General features: G+C 66.0%; 18 protein-coding genes and 4 tRNA genes. 12 read left to right on the top strand and 10 right to left on the bottom strand.

What is annotated here, in order from left to right:
* Positions 1-42 precede the first annotated feature (42 nt).
* The 4 genes from AC1MB9_RS08695 to AC1MB9_RS08680 all read right to left on the bottom strand — a co-directional run bounded on the left by AC1MB9_RS08695 (position 43) and on the right by AC1MB9_RS08680 (position 5,374).
* On the bottom strand, positions 43-2,223 hold the full coding sequence (locus AC1MB9_RS08695) for a 3-hydroxyacyl-CoA dehydrogenase NAD-binding domain-containing protein (protein WP_479961569.1): 2,181 nt from the start codon (positions 2,221-2,223) through the stop codon (positions 43-45).
* Positions 2,220-3,425, bottom strand: coding sequence for a thiolase family protein (locus AC1MB9_RS08690; protein WP_479961568.1), 1,206 nt, complete (start codon positions 3,423-3,425; stop codon positions 2,220-2,222). Before AC1MB9_RS08690 ends, AC1MB9_RS08695 begins: the two co-directional genes overlap by 4 nt.
* 76 nt (positions 3,426-3,501) lie before the next feature.
* Complete coding sequence (locus AC1MB9_RS08685; RefSeq protein WP_479961567.1) at positions 3,502-4,701, bottom strand: ribonuclease D; 1,200 nt, start codon at positions 4,699-4,701, stop codon at positions 3,502-3,504.
* A 76-nt stretch (positions 4,702-4,777) separates the two neighbouring features.
* Complete coding sequence (locus AC1MB9_RS08680; protein WP_479961566.1) at positions 4,778-5,374, bottom strand: DUF3000 domain-containing protein; 597 nt, start codon at positions 5,372-5,374, stop codon at positions 4,778-4,780.
* 65 nt (positions 5,375-5,439) lie between these two features.
* Between AC1MB9_RS08680 and AC1MB9_RS08675 the strand changes: the two genes are divergently transcribed.
* Positions 5,440-6,651, top strand: coding sequence for an alpha/beta hydrolase family protein (locus AC1MB9_RS08675; RefSeq protein WP_479961565.1), 1,212 nt, complete (start codon positions 5,440-5,442; stop codon positions 6,649-6,651).
* Here the strand turns inward: AC1MB9_RS08675 and AC1MB9_RS08670 are convergent.
* Together AC1MB9_RS08670 and AC1MB9_RS08665 are read right to left on the bottom strand one after the other, a co-directional pair.
* Positions 6,648-7,088 (bottom strand): SufE family protein, encoded by a 441-nt coding sequence (locus AC1MB9_RS08670; RefSeq protein WP_479961564.1) that lies wholly within the window; start codon positions 7,086-7,088, stop codon positions 6,648-6,650. The genes AC1MB9_RS08675 and AC1MB9_RS08670 overlap by 4 nt on opposite strands.
* Positions 7,085-7,990 (bottom strand): sulfurtransferase, encoded by a 906-nt coding sequence (locus AC1MB9_RS08665; protein ID WP_479961563.1) that lies wholly within the window; start codon positions 7,988-7,990, stop codon positions 7,085-7,087. The genes AC1MB9_RS08670 and AC1MB9_RS08665 overlap by 4 nt, the downstream gene beginning before the upstream one ends.
* Before the next feature lie 162 nt (positions 7,991-8,152).
* On the opposite strand from AC1MB9_RS08665, the gene zapE reads away from it, so the two are divergent.
* Together zapE and AC1MB9_RS08655 are read left to right on the top strand one after the other, a co-directional pair.
* Positions 8,153-9,226: a cell division protein ZapE gene (gene zapE / locus AC1MB9_RS08660; protein ID WP_479961562.1), complete on the top strand. Its 1,074-nt coding sequence runs from the start codon at positions 8,153-8,155 to the stop codon at positions 9,224-9,226.
* A 198-nt stretch (positions 9,227-9,424) separates the two neighbouring features.
* Positions 9,425-10,648 (top strand): ammonium transporter, encoded by a 1,224-nt coding sequence (locus tag AC1MB9_RS08655; protein ID WP_479961561.1) that lies wholly within the window; start codon positions 9,425-9,427, stop codon positions 10,646-10,648.
* A gap of 165 nt (positions 10,649-10,813) precedes the next feature.
* On the opposite strand, the gene AC1MB9_RS08650 is transcribed toward AC1MB9_RS08655, so the two are convergent.
* The 3 genes from AC1MB9_RS08650 to AC1MB9_RS08640 all read right to left on the bottom strand — a co-directional run bounded on the left by AC1MB9_RS08650 (position 10,814) and on the right by AC1MB9_RS08640 (position 13,245).
* Positions 10,814-11,995, bottom strand: a complete 1,182-nt coding sequence (locus AC1MB9_RS08650; protein ID WP_479961560.1) for a MarP family serine protease — start codon at positions 11,993-11,995, stop codon at positions 10,814-10,816.
* 307 nt (positions 11,996-12,302) lie between these two features.
* The gene (locus AC1MB9_RS08645; protein ID WP_479961559.1) at positions 12,303-12,959 is read right to left on the bottom strand and encodes an NAD(P)H-binding protein; all 657 of its coding nucleotides are present in this window, start codon (positions 12,957-12,959) and stop codon (positions 12,303-12,305) included.
* A gap of 43 nt (positions 12,960-13,002) precedes the next feature.
* Positions 13,003-13,245: a CPBP family intramembrane glutamic endopeptidase gene (locus AC1MB9_RS08640; protein WP_479961558.1), complete on the bottom strand. Its 243-nt coding sequence runs from the start codon at positions 13,243-13,245 to the stop codon at positions 13,003-13,005.
* Between the two features lie 122 nt (positions 13,246-13,367).
* Between AC1MB9_RS08640 and AC1MB9_RS08635 the strand changes: the two genes are divergently transcribed.
* Both AC1MB9_RS08635 and AC1MB9_RS08630 read left to right on the top strand, forming a co-directional pair.
* On the top strand, positions 13,368-14,372 hold the full coding sequence (locus AC1MB9_RS08635) for a TerC/Alx family metal homeostasis membrane protein (RefSeq protein WP_479961557.1): 1,005 nt from the start codon (positions 13,368-13,370) through the stop codon (positions 14,370-14,372).
* Between the two features lie 217 nt (positions 14,373-14,589).
* The gene (locus tag AC1MB9_RS08630; protein ID WP_479961556.1) at positions 14,590-15,498 is read left to right on the top strand and encodes an aggregation-promoting factor C-terminal-like domain-containing protein; all 909 of its coding nucleotides are present in this window, start codon (positions 14,590-14,592) and stop codon (positions 15,496-15,498) included.
* Positions 15,499-15,591: 93 nt separating this feature from the next.
* Here AC1MB9_RS08630 and AC1MB9_RS08625 read toward each other — a convergent pair.
* Positions 15,592-15,667: transfer RNA gene (locus AC1MB9_RS08625), tRNA-Val, on the bottom strand.
* Positions 15,668-15,865: 198 nt separating this feature from the next.
* Between AC1MB9_RS08625 and AC1MB9_RS08620 the strand changes: the two genes are divergently transcribed.
* From AC1MB9_RS08620 to AC1MB9_RS08590, 7 genes are all read left to right on the top strand, one after another.
* A tRNA-Gly gene (locus tag AC1MB9_RS08620) sits at positions 15,866-15,937 on the top strand.
* Positions 15,938-15,996: 59 nt separating this feature from the next.
* Positions 15,997-16,070, top strand: a tRNA-Cys gene (locus AC1MB9_RS08615).
* A 43-nt stretch (positions 16,071-16,113) separates the two neighbouring features.
* Positions 16,114-16,185: transfer RNA gene (locus AC1MB9_RS08610), tRNA-Val, on the top strand.
* A gap of 65 nt (positions 16,186-16,250) precedes the next feature.
* Positions 16,251-16,688, top strand: coding sequence for a DUF2269 family protein (locus AC1MB9_RS08605; RefSeq protein WP_479961555.1), 438 nt, complete (start codon positions 16,251-16,253; stop codon positions 16,686-16,688).
* Positions 16,689-16,768: 80 nt separating this feature from the next.
* Positions 16,769-16,960 (top strand): DUF1918 domain-containing protein, encoded by a 192-nt coding sequence (locus AC1MB9_RS08600; RefSeq protein WP_479961554.1) that lies wholly within the window; start codon positions 16,769-16,771, stop codon positions 16,958-16,960.
* 190 nt (positions 16,961-17,150) lie between these two features.
* Complete coding sequence (gene thrS / locus AC1MB9_RS08595; protein WP_479964607.1) at positions 17,151-19,112, top strand: threonine--tRNA ligase; 1,962 nt, start codon at positions 17,151-17,153, stop codon at positions 19,110-19,112.
* A gap of 1 nt (position 19,113) precedes the next feature.
* Positions 19,114-19,680 (top strand): HIT family protein, encoded by a 567-nt coding sequence (locus tag AC1MB9_RS08590; RefSeq protein WP_479961553.1) that lies wholly within the window; start codon positions 19,114-19,116, stop codon positions 19,678-19,680.
* Positions 19,681-19,722 lie beyond the last annotated feature (42 nt).

Here is a 19,722-nt window from a genome sequence, read left to right as displayed (position 1 = left end):
GGAACCCTTCTTCTGCGTTAGGACACGCCAGAGTGTTGCCGCTTAGCCGGCGACGCTTTCGGCGGTGACGGTTGACCCGACGCCACGGATCGGCGGCGTGTGGAACGTGCCGCCGAAGACCCGCTCGCTCGCGCCCACCCGATCAAGGTACGGGGTGACCCCGCCCATCTGGAACGGGTAGCCCGCGCCGAGGATCATGCACAGGTCGATATCCTCTGCCGCGTGGACGACATCCCCGTCCAGCATCCGCTTGATCTCGTCGGCGAGGCCGTCCTCGAACCGGCGCTGGAGTTCCGTCGCCGTCATGGGGGTCGTTCCGCCGGCGACGATCTTGAGGGCGTCCTTGTCGTAGCCCTTGATCTTGCCCTTCGCGTCACGCTCGAGGAGCTTGCCGTGTTCAGCGAGCCGGTGCAGGTTCGTACTCTCGAAGAACCGGTCGGGGAACGCGGCGTGATGGGTGTCCAGAACGTGCGCGCCCACCTTGAGGCCGACGAGTTCGAGCAGCTCGAACGGTGTCATCGGAAGTCCGAACGGGGCAATCGCTTCGGAGACGACGTCGAAGGGCGTGCCGGTGTCGACGGCGTGCATGGCCTCGCCGAGCACCTTGGCGAGGATCCGGTTGACCACGAATCCGGGGGTGTCCGTCGTGATGACCGCATTCTTACGCAGTTTTCCGGCGACGACCATGGCCGTTGACAGCGTGGTCTCGTTCGTCTGGGGCGTGTTGACAACCTCGATCAGGGGCATCACGGCCACCGGATTGAAGAAATGGAAGCCCACGAGCCGTTCCGGGTGCAGCAGCTTGGCGCCGATCTGCTCGACGGACAGCGACGAGGTGTTCGTGGCCAGGATGGCGTCGGGCGCGATGTGCTTCTCGATCTCGGCGAAGACATCCTGCTTGACGCCGAGTTCCTCGAATACGGCCTCGATCACCCAGTCGGCGTCGGCGAAGTCCGCCTTGTCGGTCGTGCCGGTGACGAGGTGCCGCAGCCGGTTCGCCTCATCCGACGAGATCCGGCCCTTGGTCTCGAGCTCCGCGATCTCGTTGTGGATGTACGCGACGCCCTTGTCGACGCGAGCCTGGTCGAGGTCGGTGATGACCACGGGCACGCGCAGGCGACGCACGAAGAGCAGGGCGAACTGGCTGGCCATGAGGCCGGCCCCGATCACGCCCACCTTGGTGATCGGGCGGGCGAGACCCTTGTCCGGTGCACCGGCCGGGCGTTTCGCGCGCTTCTGCACCAGGTTGAAGGCGTAGATGCTCGCCTGCAGCTGATCGCCGGAAATCAACTCGGCGAGAGCGTCGTCCTCGCGTTCGAAGCCCTCCGCCCTGGTCCCGGACTTGGCGGCGCGCAGCAGGTCGAGTGCCACGTACGGCGAACGAGCGACCGTGCCGATCCGGCTCTCGAGCATCTTGCGTGCGACGCCGATGGCGACATCCCACTTGACGAGCCGCTCAATCTTTCCCGGCTGGTTCGGGCGTGACACCGTGACGGTCCCGGCGATGACGCCGTCGGCCCATTCGATGGACTGCTCGAGAAAGCGAGCGGACGGGAACATGACGTCCGCGATCCCGAGCTTGAGGGCGTCCGCTCCCTTGAGTGTGCGGTTGTTCTTGAGCGGGTTCTCAATGACCACCTTGAGCGCGTTCTCGATGCCAATGAGGTTCGGCAGCAGGTACGATCCGCCCCAGCCCGGGATCAGCCCGAGGAACACTTCCGGAAGCGCGATGGCCGGGACCGTCGCGTCGACAGAACGGTACTGGGCGTTGAGCCCGATCTCGAGTCCACCGCCGAGCGCGAGGCCGTTGATGAACACGAAGGAGGGCACTCCGAGCGTGGCCTGTTTGCCGAAAGCGTGGTGACCGAGCTGGGTGAGCAGCTTGCCGACCTCCAACGACGGGATCTCGGCGACCTTGCTCAGGTCGGCGCCGGCCGCGAGGATGAACGGTTTGCCGGTCACGGCGACGCCGTGAATCTCCCCGCGGTCGGCCCGGGCCTTGAGCGCGTCCATGGTGGCCGCGAATTCGAGCAGCGACGCCGCGCCCAGGGTATTCGGACGGGTGTGGTCGCGGCCGTTGTCGAGTGTCACGAGCGCAAGAACGCGCCCCTGGCTCAGGGGCACATCCCGAACGAGGGAGTGTGTCACGACCTCGTCGGCCGACAGCTCCAGCAGGGGGGTGAAGTCGAGGGTGTCGTAGTGGGCGGGTGCTGTATCGGTCATCGCTTCGCTGCCTTCTTGTTGAAGTGCGGGTTTTCCCAAATGACGCTGCCGCCCTGGCCGAGGCCGATGCACATGGCGGTGAGTCCGTAGCGCACCTCGGGGTGCGATTCGAACTGGTGGGCGAGCTGGTTCATCAGGCGCACGCCGGAGCTGGCGAGCGGATGCCCGATGGCAATCGCTCCGCCGTACTCGTTCACACGGGGGTCCTCATCATCGATACCGAAGTGATCGAGGAAGGAGATGACCTGCACCGCGAAGGCCTCGTTGAGCTCGAACAGACCGATGTCGGTGATGCTCAGCCCGGCCTTGCGCAGCGCCTTCTCGGTGGAGGGAACGGGGCCGAGGCCCATCACCTCCGGTTCGACACCGGCGAAGCCGAAGCTCACCATCTTCATCTTGACGTCCAGGCCGAGCTCCTTGGCCGTCGCCCCGCTTGCGAGCAGGCACGCGGACGCTCCGTCGTTGAGTCCGGATGCGTTGCCGGCCGTGACTCGTCCGTGCGCCCGGAACGGGGTGCGCAGCGTGGCCAGCCCCTCCAGGGTGGTCTCCGGGCGGGGCGCCTCATCCGTGGTGGCCAGGCCCCAGCCGGCTTCGCTGCGCGTGGCGACCGGAATCAGGTCCGGCTGGATCTTCCCGGCGGCGTAGGCCGCTGCGACCTTCTGCTGGCTGCGCAGGGCGAAGCGGTCAGAGCGTTCCTTCGTGTACGCGGGGAAGCGATCGTGGATGCGTTCGGCCGTGGCGCCCATGTTGAGGGCATCCTCGCTGACGAGACGCTCCGAGAGGAAACGCGGGTTCGGGTCAACACCCGAACCCATGGGGTGGCGTCCCATGTGCTCGACACCGCCGGCGATCGCGAGGTCGTAGGCGCCGTAGCCGATGGACGCGCCCATCGTCGTGACGGCGGTCATTGCTCCGGCGCACATCCGGTCGATGGCGAAGCCCGGCACCGACTTGGGCAGTCCGGCCAGCAGCGCCGCAGTGCGGCCGAGGGTGAGGCCCTGGTCGCCGGTCTGGGTGGTGGCGGCGATGGCCACGTCATCGATCCGCTCACCGGGAACGCCGGGGTTGCGCTCCATGAGCCCGATGATCGCCTTCACCACCAAATCATCGGCACGGGTGTTCCAATACATGCCTTTTTCGCCAGCGCGTCCGAACGGAGTTCGAACCCCGTCCACAAAGACAACTTCTGCTCTCTCGGCCACAATGCCTCCATCAGTCGATCAGGTCTTCACCGATCCTAGGGGGGCAGTATTTACGAGAGGAATCGTTTGACTGTTCCTACGACTCGGTTTCCTCAGGCGCGTCCAGCGCCTGTGGAAGTTCTACAAAAGCATCCGCTATTAGTTGTGCGGTCGCGTCAATTTGCCAGGGTCGGGCGCCGAGCGTGGACAGGGCCTCACTCACGGATGCGGCATCAGCGGGTTCGGGTGGCGCCCAGCAGACGCGGCGCAGGTACTCGGGGGTGAGCAGATTCTCGAGCGGAATCGACCGCTCCTCCGTCAACACCGTGAGGGCCGTTCGGGCGGCCCGGAGGCGGGCATCGGCCTCCGGGTTGCGCTCGGCCCACGCACGGGGCGGGGGCAGCGTGTCGGTCTGCGGCTTGGCCTGCGGAAGGTCGGTTGTCGTCTGCGCGGCCTTCAGCGCCGTCCACCACCGGTCCAGCTCATTCCGGCTGGCGCGTCCGGTGAATTCGCGCAACGAAGCGAGGGCCTGCCTGGTGGTGGGCAGCACCCGGGCCGCGGCGACGATCGACGCATCGGGTACCAGACGACCGGGCGACACGTCGCTCTCCCGGGCGAGGTCGTCCCTGGCGATCCACAACTCGCGGGCGGCCGTGAGATTGCGTTGGCCGCGCAGGGAATGGATGCCCGACAACCGGCGCCACGGGTCGACGCGTGCGCCGACCGGGGGCTTCTCGAGCACGGCGAGAAACTCCTGCTCGGCGAGGTCGGTCTTCCCGGATTCGACGAGCAGGTCGACCATGATGTCGCGCAGGTCAGGGAGCAGCTCCACGTCGAGTGCCGCATACACGAGCCAGGACTCGGGCAGGGGGCGCGTCGACCAGTTGGCCGCGGAATGTTCCTTGGCGAGATGGATGCCCAGAAGCTCTTCCACGACGGTGCCGAGGCCGACACGGGGCAGGCCCAGGAGCCTGGCCGCGAGTTCCGTGTCGAAGATGCGGCTCGGGTTCAGGCCGACCTCGCGCAGGCAGGCGAGGTCCTGGCTGGCGGCGTGCAAAATCCACTCCTCGTCGGCGAGCGCAACGTTCAGCTCGCTGAAATCGCCGATCATGGGGGGATCGAAGAGGAAGGTGCCGGCGCCGCGCCGGAAGACCTGAATCAGGTACGCGCGCTGTGAGTAGGTGAACCCGGATGCGCGTTCCGCGTCGACGCCGATCGGTCCGGTGCCGGCCGCCAGTTCGGAGGTCGCGGCCAGGTAGGCCTCTCGAGTGTCGATAACGCTGTGTGTCGAGTTCATACCCTGCTTCTCGGTGTGCTGTTGCCCTGCTGGCTTATGCGAACTGCTACATTCATTCTCTCGCTCGCTCGAGCGATCAGCCACCACCGCGTGCAGCCCGGCGGGCGGACAACATGCTCACTCCTTCGCCCAGCGGCGGCAGACCGGCAATCATGCACAATAGCTCGCCCCACCCCTCCACGTGAGCGGTCAGGTTGTGGTCGAGCGGCGTCCACGATGCCCGCAGCTCGATTTGGGCCCCGTCGCCCTGCTGGGCGAGTTGGCCGAAGCCCGACGAGATGATCTTGGTGGCGGTGCCGGACGCCGCCGTGTACCGTGCCCCCCTGGCCGTGAGGGCGTCCACGAGCCAGGTCCAGGTGACTTCGGCCAGGAACGGGTCGAGACCGATCTCGACCTCGAGCGGCGCCTGGGCGAAACACACGACGCGAAAGCGTCCGCCCCAGCCTTCCGGTTCATCGGGGTCGTACAGCAGAATGAAACGACCGGTGCCCTGGTCGGAGTCACTGCCGTGGCGCACGGGCCTCACGTCGGCCGACAGGGCGACCGAGTAGGGGGCGAGCCTGCCGGGGGCAGGGATCTCGCTCACGATCAGGTCGGGTCGAGTGGTGGCACGTCGAATGGCATCTAGGGCGGCTGCGAACTCCGGTGGGAGCGATTCCTCAGTTTCGGACACGTCTGCAGACTAGAGTTTTTTCTGGGTGTTGTCTGCGAGGCACGCCGGGCGAGCAGGAGGTGTGCGTGAACGGCAGAGCAGGGCACGGAGTGGGTCTACGTAAAGCGGTGGGTCTCTCGGGGATCGTCGTGGCCGGTATGGGGTTGGCCGCGGCCACCGCGGCAGCCGTCGTGGCGGCCGTCATGGCACGCACCATCGTCACCCCGCCCAAGGAACGCGTCGACGACACGCGGGTGATCGCCGTTGACCAGACGGCGGGCATCATCATCCTGCAGCGCACCGCCGATTCCATGCTTCCGGGGGAATACAGCTTCTTCTTCAGCGCCGGAACCGGACACGCCAGACTCGGGGAGGTTGTGACGGCGGGGGAGCAGGGCGTCACCCGGCGCATCCTCTCCGTCGACTACGGCGATCTCGCCACCGCCGAGCGCGGCCGGCTGAGCGGATGGTTCTACCTCCGCCCCGAAGACCTCGGTTTTGCCTTCGAGACGGCGATGATTCCGCTTGAGACGGGATCGGATGCCCCGGCCTGGCTGATTCCAGCCGAGGAACCCGGCGACCGCTGGGTGATTCAGGTGCACGGTCGGGCCGTGACGAGGCCGGAAGGGTTGCGCGCGGTCCCGGTGTTTCGACAGGCGGGGTACACCTCGCTCCTGATCTCCTACCGGAACGATGGGGAGGCTCCGCTCAGCGGGGATGGCCTCTACGCCCTCGGCGACACGGAATGGCACGACGTGGACGCGGCCATTGAGTTCGCGGCGGATCGTGGGGCGCGCAGCATCGTGCTGATGGGGTGGTCAATGGGCGGCGCGATCGTGCTGCAGACGGCGACGCGCACCCGACACCTGGACGTGCTGGCGGGGGTGGTGCTCGAATCCCCGGTGATTGACTGGGCCGATGTCGTCGCCTTTCAGGGCGTCGCGCTCAAGCTGCCGCCGGTGATCGCGCGGGTGGCCATGCAAGTGATGGGACGCCGGTGGGGCGGGCTGATCACCGGTCAGGCCGCTCCGATCGACTTTGGCCGACTCGACTTCGTTGCCCGGGCGGAGGAGCTCGAACTTCCCATGTTGTTGCTGCACAGCAATGATGACGGCTTCGTGCCCGTGACCGGGTCGCGATCCCTGGCCACGAGTCGCGATGACATCGTCACCTTCGTGCCCTTTGGTGTGGCTCGCCACACCAAGCTGTGGAACTACGATCGGCAGCGGTGGAACAGCACGATCTCCACCTGGCTGGCCGAACTGCCGCAGGGCAGTTCGACCAGAACCGAGGCCTAGAGTCCGGTGCGCTCCCGGACCTGACGCTTTGACCGGGCCAGCAAGGCCGACATGCCGCGAATTCGCAGCGGCGATACGGCCTGGGTCAGACCGATCGACTGCGGAAAGTCGTCGGGAACGGCGAGCACCTGCTCCGGCGTGAGACCGTCGAGGCCCTGCACCAGAATCGACGCGAACCCGCGAGTGGTCGGTGACTCCCTCGGCGCCGTCGCGTACAGGTGGAACGTGTTCTCGGCATCCACCTCGACGAAGATGAAGACGGGCGATTGGCACTCCACCACGCGTTCGAACAGGTCGGGATGGTCACGGTACCGCTCGGGGAGCTCCGGCAGCTCGTTCGAGAACTCGAGCAGCAGTTGCAGGCGGTCACGCTGTTCCAGCGCGAGGAAGTCCTCGCGGATGTCGGACAGCTGCGCCGGGAGCGCCTCTTCGGTCATCGACGGGCCTGCGGGGTTTCACCGGGCTCGGTGCCGAGGACGATGGGCACGCCGACGGCATTGCCCCACTCGGTCCATGACCCGTCATAGTTGCGTACGCCTTCGAAGCCGAGCAGGTGTGTCAGCACGAACCAGGTGTGGCTGGACCGTTCCCCGATGCGGCAGTAGGCGATCACACTGTCGCCCTCGGCCAGGCCTGCCTCTCCCTTGTAGATGGCGTCCAGTTCCGCGCGCCCCTTGAACGTGGAGTCGTCGGCGGCCGCTCGCGCCCACGGCACGGATGCCGCCGACGGGATGTGGCCGCCGCGCAGGGCTCCCTCTTCCGGGTAGGCCGGCATGTGCGTGCGGGCGCCGGTGTATTCCTCGGGGGAGCGCACGTCGATCAGCGGGTTGCCGAAGTGGGCGAGCACGTCGTCACGGAAGGCGCGGATGGGAGCGTCATTGCGCTCCACGACCGGGTACGTGGTCGGAGTGACCTCGGGTCGTTCCGTCGTGAGCTCACGGCCCTCGGCGACCCACTTGTCGCGGCCGCCGTCCAGAAGGCGAACGTCGGCGTGCCCGAACAGGGTGAACACCCACAGGGCGTAGGCGGCCCACCAGTTGCTCTTGTCGCCGTAGACGACGATCGTGGAATCGCGGGAGATGCCCTTTTCGCTCAGCATCGCCGCAAATGCGGTCGCGTTGATGAAGTCGCGGGTGACCGGGTCGTTCAGCTCCGTATGCCAGTCGACTTTCACGGAGCCGCGGATATGGCCGGTTTCGTACAGCAGCACGTCCTCGTCTGATTCGACGACGACGAGCCCGTCGGTGTCGAGGTTCGCCTGCAGCCATTCGGCGGAAACGAGACGTTCGGGGTGGGCGTATGCGGCGAATTTGGGTGCCGGGTCGAGCGCGATGGACATGAAACCTCCAGAAGGGGGACGGTTCTGACGCTTCCTCTGCGTCGTGCGCGGATTAGGCTTGTCATCTGCCCCCCGTTAAATCTACGCGGTGTGGGCGCCGTTCACATTCCTACGGCTTTCGTTGCACACGATGACGACCACCCAGAAGACGAGTACCCCGCAATGACGCCACAGAATCAGTTCCAACCCCAGCTGCACACGCACACGCAGGTGCCCCGACTGGGCGAGCGCACCCCGGACATCACCGGTGCGGAGATCGTCGCCGAGCTGGTACCGCCGCCGCAGTTCGAACACGCCTCGTTCGCGTCGTACCGACCCGACCACGATTACCCCTCGCAGCTGGGGGCCGTGGAACGGCTGCAGGCATTCAGCGCGGCCGCGAACGGGCAGCGCCCCGGCGGGTTCTTCTCCCGGCGCAAGGTGAAGCCCGAGTTGCCGGGCATCTACCTCGACGGCGGCTTCGGAGTGGGCAAGACCCACCTGCTGGCCGCCCTGTGGCATGAGGCGCAGGGACCCAAGTATTTCGGGACGTTCATCGAATACACGGCTCTGGTGGGAGCGCTCGGATATCAGGAGACGATCAAGGAGCTGCGCAGCGCCAAGCTCATCTGCATCGACGAGTTCGAGCTTGACGACCCGGGGGACACGATGGTGATGACGCGTCTGCTCGGGGAGCTCGTCGCCACCGGCACCCGTGTCGCCGCAACGTCGAATACGCCACCGAACTCCCTCGGTGAGGGCCGGTTCGCGGCTCAGGACTTCCTCCGCGAGATCCAGGCCATGTCGTCGAACTTCGAGACGGTGCGCATCGACGGCCTCGACTACCGGCGGCGTAACGCCTCCGGACAGGCCACGTCCGTGCAGCCGGAAGACCTGGAGCACATGGTGACCACCCTGCAACAGCGCGGTGCCCGCTTCACCGAAGACAACTTCGGTGCGCTCATCCGGCACCTCGGTACCGTGCACCCCTCCAAATACGTCAAGATCCTCCACGACGTCGACATCATCGCGCTCACCGATGTCTACCTGTTGACCGACCAGACGGATGCCCTGCGGCTCGTGGCCTTCATCGACCGCGTGTACGACGCGGAAATTCCGATCGTCGCGAGCGGGCTGCCGCTCAACGAGGTCTTTGACCCGGAAATGCTGGGGGGCGGCTACCGCAAGAAGTACCAGCGGTCCCAGTCGCGCATGGTCGCCCTCACCACCGGGGAGCTTCCTCCACACGCGGAATAGGCTCCGCGAGCCCCTCGAAACCGGTGCGGAGCCCGAAACACGGTCTTAACATCGCAGCCAATCGCGTAACACTCGCGAAACACATCGGAACGTTTGTTGAAACGTCGTAGCCGGATACTAAAAAAGTACCCGATGCGGCACACCGAGCGATGAGTCCTCGTGGTACACCCTGTAAATCGAGAGGTGTGAGGACAATCTATGGACACGGGAAGCATTTCATGGGGGATCATGGCCACGGCCCTGGTTCTATTTATGACACCGGGCGTCGCCTTCTTCTACGGCGGACTCGTGAAGGCGAAGAGCGTCGTCAGCATGATGATGATGAGCTTCGGCGCACTGGGCCTGATCAGCGTGCTCTGGATCCTCTACGGATTCAACATGAGCGCGGTCGACGGACCCATGCAGTTTGCGGGCAACCCGTTCTCTGACTTCGGTCTGGGCGCCCTCGCCACCGGCGAGACGGCGAACGTAGACCTGCTTGGTGCAACGTTCGGCGCAACCTTCGCCATTATCACCGTCGCGCTGATCTCCGGCGCCGTCGCCGACCGCGCGAAGTTCGGCTCCTGGATGATCTTCGCCGGCGTCTGGGCCACACTCGTCTACTTCCCGGTCGCAGCCTGGGTCTGGGGCGGCGGCTGGATCATGCAGCTCGGCGAGACGCTGAACCTTCCCGGCGTCATCGACTACGCCGGCGGTACCGCCGTGCACATCAACGCGGGCGCCGCAGCCCTCGCCCTCGCCCTGGTACTGGGCAAGCGTGTCGGCTTCCAGAAGGGCATCACCAAGCCCCACAACGTGCCGCTGGTCCTCATGGGCGCCGCGGTGCTGTGGTTCGGCTGGTTCGGTTTCAATGCCGGCGCCGAATGGCTCAACGGTCTCGAAAACGTGGGCATCATCGTTGTCAACACTCTGGGAGCCACCGCGGCCGCCATTCTCGGCTGGATGCTCGTGGAGAAGTTCAAGGACGGCAAGGCCACGTCGGTCGGAGCCGCATCGGGTGCCGTCGCCGGTCTTGTCGCCATCACACCGGCCTGTGCCAACCTTGAGCCGGGCTGGGCGCTGCTCCTCGGCCTCATCGCCGGCGCCGTTTGTGCCCTGGCGATCGAGATGAAGTTCAAGCTCGGTTTCGATGACTCGCTCGACGTGGTCGGCATCCACCTCGTCGGTGGAGTGCTCGGTACCCTCTACCTCGGCTTCTTTGCCATCGACACGGGCCTGTTCACCGGTGGTGGAAACCTCGGCCAGCTCGCCGTGCAGGCCATCGCGGCCTTCGGAGTGCTCGTCTACTCCTTCATCGTCGCCTACCTGCTGGGCCTGCTGATCGAGAAGACCATCGGCTTCCGCATCCGCAACGAAGATGAGCTTGCGGGTATCGACACCATCGTGCACGGCGAAGAGGGCTACGCACTCGACCGCATCTAACGTCGAGGAGCACGGTCACGAAGGGCCTGCGGCATCCGGAAACGGATGCCGCAGGCCCTTCGTCGTGCCCGCGAGTGTCGGCCGCAATGACGCCAGACGCGGACGCATTCGGGACGACCGCATCGGGCCGCGCGGGCCACCGGTGGAGGTGCGCCGAGCGGGCGGTCAGCCGCGGATGCAGGTACCGGAGGAGACTTCGGCGCCCAGTCCGGAGGCCTGTGCCACCACGGGTTCGATTTCCTCGAGGGCGAGCGCGTATCCGACGTTGTCGGTTTCGGCGGACTTCGCGAAGACCACGCCGGCGACCAGGCCCGACTCGCTCAGCAGCGGACCGCCGGATTCGCCCTGCTGTACGTCCGAAGCGAGGGTGTAGACCTCGCGGTTGCTCGGGTCCTGACCGTAGATGTCGGCGACGCTCAACGTGCCGAGGGACAGCACCCGGGCGGGATCGGACACGAAGGGTCCGCCGAAGGGATACCCGTCGGCGACGGCGCCGCTGCCGGCGGGCAGATCCTCGCCGAGCTCAAGAGCCGGCGCGGACAGGCCGTCGACCGCGATGATCGCGAGGTCATCCACGGAGTCGAAGTACACGACCCGGCCGGGGAGCGCGCCGCCAGAGGGGGACTCGACGACCGGCGCCGTCACGCCGGCGACGACGTGCGCGTTGGTGAGCACCCGGTCGGGGGCGATGACGAATCCGGTTCCAGACTGACTCTGGCCGCACGAGTAGGCGGTTCCGGTGATGAGCATCACGGACTGGGCGGCGACGGTCAGCGCCGGGCTGCTCGTGTCGGCATCCGCCGGCTCCGGTGTCGGGCCGGAGAACGCGTCGACGATGCGGGGGAGCCCCTCCTGAACGGCGAGTGACCGCATCTGCGCCAGTACGCGCTTGACCGGATCGGGCGTGAGATCGTCGATGCTGCCGATGACGGTTGAGGAGGCGATGGCGGGGGAGAGGTAGGGAACTCCGAGCGCACCCACGCTGAAGGCGACCATCGAGGCGATGAGAGCGGAGGCGACGCCGCTGAACACACTCCCGAGCAGGCGGTCGATGACGCCGAGGGGTGTGCGGTGGGCGGCACGACCGATGGAGTGGCCGACGGACGTTCCCAGTGAGAAGCCGATGGCGATAAGAATGAGGGCCGCGCCGATTGCGGCCGGGGTGCGCCACTCCGGTGCCGGGATCCACGTTCCAACGAACGGGAGGACAAAGAATGCGGCGACGCCACCGGCGGCGGCACCGATGATGCCGCTGAGACTGCGCACGAGTCCGCTGCGATAGCCGTTCACGAGGGCACCGAGGAGCAGCACGATGAGGAAGACGTCGAGAACCGTGGAACCGGTCATGCATGCCCCCTTCGGGAGTCGGTTGGTCGTCGAGGTTTGCCCACCTGAACGGTTGGATGAGCTATTGATGGTGACACAGGCCTCCTGCGGGAACGCTGGACACAGCGCCGGTTTCCGGCCCTGAAGCGAGAGCGTTGCCGGATCGTGATCCGGCGGTGCGTCGACGCTCCGCGCGGGAGTTCGCGTGGGCGAACGACGCGCCGGTCGGCGTGCCGGCCGGTTTCCGAGACCGGCACGCCGAGGGATGGACCGGCGCTACACGCCGGTGTTACTCGCCCGTGTTACTCGCCCGTGTTACGCGCCCGTGTTACGCGCCGGCGGTGAGCGCGGTTTCGATGGGTGTCGCTCCGTCGGTGAACTCGATGAACCGTCCCACCGTCCCCGGCTGGTTCAGAACGGCCTGGGCCACGAGCGCAACATTCTCCCGCGACGTCGATTCCGTGGACGGGCCCGAGTCGACCGTGATCAGGCCGGTGGCTGCGTCCTGGTTCAGGGCGCTCGGCCCGAGAATGGTCCAGCTGAGGTCGGTGCCGCGCAGGTAGTCGTCCGCGGCTGCCTTGGCCTCGTAGTACGCGAACATGCCGTCGTCCGGGCTCGCTCCGTGGTCGGCACGAGACCCCTTGTACGAGACCATGACATAGCGGTGCACGCCGGCCTGATGAGCGGCGTCCATCGACCGGATGGCGGCGTCACGATCAACCGCGTAGGTGCGTTCGGTTCCGGCGCCACCGCCGGCACCGGCAGACCACACGAGGGCGTCGAAGCCGGCGAGCAGAGTCGCGAGTTCGTCGGCGGACAGGGTCTCGACATCCGCCACGAGGGGAGTGGCGCCTGTGGCGCTGATGTCGGCGCTCTGATCGGGGTTGCGGATGAAGGAGGTGACCTCGTTGCCCGCCGTGGTGAGGTGTCCGGCCAGGTGCAGGGCAATTTTTCCGTGCCCGCCGATGATCGCGATGCGCGTCATGTTCGTCTCCTTCGTTGAGTGTGTGCTGTCAACGGTATGCACGTCACCTGAATGCCGCCTTCAAGAAAGGTTGTGCGTCCCCGATCACGCCCGAGAGCACGAGTGCCGGCACCGTGCCGAGGCGCATCAGCCTGGGGAGCAGCCACGCGCGCCAGCCGAGTTCCTCGCCGAGCGTGGGCCCGCGGCCCACACTCCCGGCCTCGCTTGCGGCCGACGGCGGCGCGTCCGGGCCGCGTCCGACGGGCCGTCCGGACGGCGGCGATCCTGCGGTCAGGCTCGGCTGCATGGGTCGACGCTATGGTGTCCCCGAGACAGCAGCCCCGTCGGCCGGCCCCGGATGCCTATTTGGTGTCTATTCTGGTCAGTGAACACCGGATGCACCCTCAACCCACGGCAGGAAGGCCACCGATGCTCGAAGTCACGGCGCTCCGCTGGGCGCTCACGATCGGACTCATTCTGGGGCTGCTCGCTCTGGACCTGGGCCTGGCCGCGGCCCGACCGCATGTCGTCAAGTTCCGCGAGGCGGCCATCTCATCGGTCCTCTACATCGCGGTGGCGATCGCCTTCGGCCTGCTCTTGGCCGTGCAGGTGGGCTGGGACTTCGGTGCCGAGTATTTCGCCGGCTACATCGTCGAGAAGAGCCTGTCCATCGACAATCTGTTCATCTTCGTGATCATCATGGCGACCTTCGCCGTCCCGCCGAAGTACCAACAGAAGGTCCTCATCTTCGGAATAGCATTGGCGCTGGTCCTTCGGGCGCTGTTCATCGCCCTGGGGGCCGCGCTGCTCGCGCTGTTCTCGTTCATGTTCCTGATCTTCGGTCTCGTGCTGATTGTGACGGCCGTGCAGCTCTACCGGCACCGCAACGTCGACCCGGACGTGCACGACAATCTGCTGGTTCGGGTGGCCCGCCGCGGACTGACCGTCACCGACGACTATGACGGCGGGCGAATGTTCACGCGCAGCGCCGGGCGCCGAGCGGTGACGCCACTGTTCATCGTGCTGCTGGCCATCGGGAGCACCGACCTTCTCTTCGCGCTCGACTCGATCCCGGCCATCTTCGGCATCACCGACGAGCCGTACATTGTCTTCACCGCGAACGCCTTCGCCCTGCTCGGGCTGCGGGCCCTGTTCTTTCTCGTCAAGGGCCTCCTGGATCGGCTGGTCTACCTCTCCACCGGGCTCGCGCTCATTTTGGCTTTCATCGGCGTGAAACTTGTTCTGCACTGGGGACATGGTTTCGACGACCGCGTGCCGGAGATCAGCACCAACCTCAGTCTCATTGTGATCGCTGTCGTCTTGACGGTGACCACGATCGCCAGCCTGATCAAAGTTCGGGTGGATCCCACCGCACGCGCCCACGCCGGCTCACTGACGGCGGAGGACCCGCCCGACCCCGCACCAACCACCTGACTTCGGCCGGCACGCCCCGCACGCACAGGGAAGGTCGCGATTGCACGGGACCGTGGGGTGGGCGATGCGGGACGTGAGGAATCCCCAAGATACCGAGGGAATGTTCAGGAATATGAGGCAGGCTGACCGCTTCGCCTGCGCCACCATAGGAGAGCGTAGGCCCGATGCTCAGTGAGCCGGCGCTCAGGAGCGCTCGGACTTACGCCATTTGGTAGGTATGCGCCCCACTTCACAGATCACGAACCCAACCCGCTCCTCAAAACTTCACAAGAAGCGCTCCACGCGTTTCGCGCTCGGCACGGTCACGGTTGTCGCGCTCGCCGGGCTCGCCGCCGGCGGCGGATACGCGTTCCAGTCGGCCGCCGACGACCGCGAGAACGTCGCCGCCACGACCGCGCTCAGAGACACCACCGGCCGCCAGCACGAACAGCTGGCCGCCTACGGCACCATCGTCGAGATGCACACCGACAAGTCGGCGGCCGTCACCCTGGATGCGGCCAACCAGGTGCTCGTCGACGCCCAGGGCAAGGCGGACGCCACAGCCCTGGCCTCCGTGACCACCTCGCTCGCGAGCTTCAAGAGCATGCCGATCGACCTGGTCGTCTCGCTCACCGCGAAGACGAAAGTGGAGACTGCGTCTCTCGCGGCCGCGGCCGCTGAAGCCGACCGCGTAGCTGCCGAAGCGGCCGCTGCCGAAGCCGCGGCTGCCGCCGCCAGGGCCGCTGCCGCGGCTGAAGCCGACCGCGTGGCCGCTGAGGCTGCTGCCGCCGCCAAGGCCGCCGCGCCCGCCCCTGCCACCTCGCCCTCGGGCGCCAATACGCCGGCCGGAGCGAAAGCGGCCGCACGGGCCCTCGCCTCCTCGCAGTACGGCTGGGGAGAAGGCCAGTTCTCCTGCCTCGACCAGCTGTGGCAAAAGGAATCGGGCTGGAATTACAAGGCCTACAACCCGAGCGGCGCCACCGGCATCCCGCAGGCTCTTCCCGGCAGCAAAATGGCCTCGGCCGGAAGCGACTGGGCCACCAACGCCTCCACCCAGGTGGCGTGGGGCCTCCAGTACATCAAGTCCTCGTCGTACGGCACCCCGTGTGCAGCGTGGGCGCACTCGCAGGCCTATAACTGGTACTGAGCCTCGATCGGCAGTCGTCCGCCGTGGCGCCGGTCCTGCCGGAAGTTGCCAGCGGACACAAAAAAGGCCCCGATTTCTCGGGGCCTTTTTGTGTGGTGGGCGATGCGGGACTTGAACCCACGACCTCTTCCGTGTGAAGGAAGCGCGCTACCAGCTGCGCCAATCGCCCAAACAGCAATACACTCTTGTCACACTCAACACGAACGACTGCGAATTCTGATACTAGCCCAGACGGGAGGTCCCGCGCACATCGAGGCGTTCACCGACGCCCGTTTCGGCATGCGCAACACGCCGGTGGCGCGTCAGTTTGAATTCCGCATGAACTATCCGCTACAGTCATGACGTAAGCAAAAACGCTTACAGCAGTGCGGATGTGGCGCAGTGGTAGCGCATCACCTTGCCAAGGTGAGGGTCGCGAGTTCGAATCTCGTCATCCGCTCGAGTGACATGGAATCGGCCGAAAGGCCGGTTCCACTTCATTTGGAGTGAACCCAACACGGTGGATTGGCCGAGAGGCGAGGCAGCGGCCTGCAAAGCCGTATACACGGGTTCGAATCCCGTATCCACCTCCATTCCCGGTTGCATTCGTGCAAGCGTGGGTGTTTGGAACAGCATGGGCGATTGGCGCAGCGGTAGCGCGCTTCCCTGACACGGAAGAGGTCACTGGTTCGATCCCAGTATCGCCCACAGAAGTATAGAGCGGCAAAAACCCCCGGTAATGCGGGGGTTTTTTTGTGCCCTAATCTGTGGGCATGGAAACTCTTTTCTCAATTCTCCACGTCGTCACCGGCGTTTTCATCGTCGGCCCCATGGCGATCCTGCCGATGACGGGTCTTCGGTCCGTCCGAGCACGGGAAGCGGGGCAGGTGAATAATCTCACCAAGTCCATTTCCGTCTTCACCCTCCTGTCGCTCGTGGTGGTTCTGTTTGGATTCGCCCTGCTGGGCATGAGCGGTTACAGCTTCTCCACCACCTGGGTGCTGCTCTCCGTGATCCTGTACGCCATCGCGCTCGCACTCAACCTGTTCCTCGTCGTTCCCGCCCTGCGTCAGGCGGCGGAGAACATCATCGAGACGGCCGGCACCGGCGCCACCGGCAAGGTCGCGGGCTATTCCCGCATCGCGGCCGGTTCGGGGGTCGTGTCACTCCTGCTCGTCGCCGTTGTCGTGCTGATGGTCTGGCGCCCCTAGCCGTTCCCGGCAAGAGGTACCGCCCAGGTCCTTGTACACCTCGAGGCTCGGGCGTAGCGTGTCGGCCAAGGAGGTTTGCCATGCGGGCTTCAGAGGGAGATCGAATAATCATCCGCGGCAAGACGGTGGAGACACCCGACAGGCACGGCGAGGTGACACAGGTCAGGGGTGCCGACGGCGGGCCGCCCTACCTCGTCACATTTGACGACGGTCACGAGAGCGTCGTCTACCCCGGGCCTGACTTCGTGATCGAAACCTCGCACGTGGTCTGATCCGGTACCGAGCACACGACGGGCCCCCGCTTCGGTGGGGGCCCGTCGTGTGCGCACGGGGCTTCGTCGACGGCCGGCACTGGACCTCGGGCGCCGTGCGCGCCGCTAAAGTTAAAGGGTCCGCAATAAACAGGGAGTTACACACGTGGTTGACGGCTTCGCGCTATTCACCGACCGATCCGTTGTCGCCATGCGCGTCAATGGCGAGCTGAAAGACCTGGCCGCCACGGTCGAGACGACGGACGTCGTCGAGCCGGTCACTATCGGCTCGCCCGACGGTCTCAACATTCTTCGCCACTCGGCGGCCCATGTACTCGCCCAGGCGGTACAGACGGTCAACCCGGCGGCACGCCTGGGTATCGGTCCGCCGGTCACCGACGGGTTCTACTACGACTTCGACGTTGAGGTGCCGTTCACGCCCGACGACGTGAAGTCGCTCGAAAAGGCCATGGACCGCATCATCCGTCAGGGGCAGCGTTTCGTGCGCCGCGTCGTCACGGATGACGAGGCGCGCGCCGAACTCGCCGACGAGCCGTACAAACTCGAGCTCATCGGGCTGAAGGGCGGCACCTCGGCGACCGAGGCAGACGCCACGGATGCGGGGGAGTCCGTGGAAGTGGGCGGCGCCGAGCTGACGATTTACGACAACGTCGACCCGAAGACGGGCGAGACGGTCTGGAAAGACCTCTGCCGCGGTCCGCATCTGCCCAACACCCGCATGATTGGCAACGGGTATTCACTCACCCGACTCGCCGCCGCCTACTGGCGTGGCTCCGAGAAAAACCCGCAGCTTCAGCGTATCTACGGCACCGCCTGGCCAACCAAGGACGAATTGCGCGCGCACAAGACCCGTCTGGAGGAGGCCGCCAAGCGCGACCACCGCAAGCTCGGCGCCGAACTCGACCTGTTCAGCTTCCCCGACGAAATCGGTTCCGGCCTCGCCGTATTCCACCCCAAGGGCGGAATCATCCGCCAGGAGATGGAAAACTACTCCCGCCAGCGTCACACCGAGGCCGGCTACGACTTCGTATACTCGCCGCACATCACCAAGTCGACCCTGTTCGAAACGTCCGGCCACCTCGACTGGTACCGGGAGGGCATGTTCCCGCCGATGCACCTCGACGCGGAACGCGACGAGAACGGCCACGTGACCCGCCAGGGCGTCGACTACTACCTCAAGCCGATGAACTGCCCGTTCCACAACCTCATCTTCAAATCCAGCGGTCGCAGCTACCGTGACCTGCCGATGCGCATGTTCGAGTTCGGCTCGGTCTACCGCTACGAGAAGTCCGGCGTGCTCAACGGGCTGACGCGGGTGCGCGGCATGACGCAGGACGACGCGCACATCTACACGACGCGCGACGGCATGAAGGAAGAACTCACCAGCACCCTCAACTTCGTGCTGCAGCTCCTCGCCGACTACGGCCTCAGCGACTACTACCTCGAGCTCTCCACCAGGGACCCGAAGAAGTTCGTCGGCAGTGACGACGCCTGGAACGAAGCGACGGAGACCCTGCGGGAGGTGGCCGAGGCATCCGGTCTCGACCTCGTCGCCGACCCCGGAGGCGCCGCGTTCTACGGCCCGAAAATCTCCGTGCAGGCGAAGGACGCCATCGGCCGTACCTGGCAGATGTCCACGATCCAGCTGGACTTCAACCTGCCGGAACGCTTCGACCTCGAATACACCGCCAACGACGGAACCCGCCAGCGACCCGTCATGATCCACCGCGCCCTGTTCGGTTCCATCGAGCGCTTCTTCGCGGTTCTCACCGAGCACTACGCCGGGGCGTTCCCGGTGTGGCTGTCCCCGGTTCAGGTCGTCGGGATTCCCGTCTCGGAACAGTACGGAGACTTCCTCGACGGCGTCATCGCGTCGCTCAAGGCCGCGGGCGTTCGTGCCGAGGTCGACCACTCCGACGACCGCATGCAGAAGAAGATCCGCACGCACACCAAGGCGAAGGTGCCGTTCCAACTCATCGTCGGCGAAGAAGACCAGGCGAACAACGCGGTCAGCTTCCGTTTCCGCGACGGAACCCAGCTCAACGGTGTACCCGTCGCCGACGCGATCGCCCGCATCCTCGATGCGATCGAGACCCGCGCCCAGGTCGTGACCGCACCGGAATCCCTCGCGGCCGATGCCGGACAGGCGTGACATGACGGATGCCGACGGCATGGATCTCGACAACCCTCTTCTGGAAAGTTCCGCCGATTTCGCGGCCGTCCCCGACGCCTTTCAGCGCCTGTGGACGCCGCACCGCATGGTGTACATCCAGGACGGGCAGCAGCCGCACCCCGACGACTGCCCGTTCTGCCTCGCACCGGCCATGGAGGATGAGAAGGCGCTCATCGTGGCCAGGGGCACCTACGCCTACGTGTTGCTGAACCTGTTCCCCTACAACAGCGGTCACCTGCTCGTCTGCCCGTATCGGCACGTCGCAACGTATGACGAGGCCACGCCGGAGGAGGTCGCCGAGATCGGCAGCCTCACCCAGACGGCCATGCGCGTGCTCACCGAGGTGTCGAACTGCGACGGGTTCAACATCGGCATGAACCAGGGTCGCATCGCCGGCGCCGGCATCGCCGAGCACCTGCACCAACACATCGTGCCGCGCTGGTCCCTCGACTCCAATTTCTTTCCCATCATCGCCGGAACCAAGGCCATCCCTAAGCTGCTCGGCGAAACGCGCCGCGAAGTCGCGGATGCCTGGCCACGCGACTAGCTCCCCGCCCCGCGCCGGGGCCTCAAAGTTCTGACCCAAGGA

Source organism: Cryobacterium sp. AP27 (genome assembly GCF_056680495.1).
The sequence above is the reverse complement of the archived record's forward strand: the minus strand, read 5'-3'. Positions and strand labels throughout refer to the sequence as shown.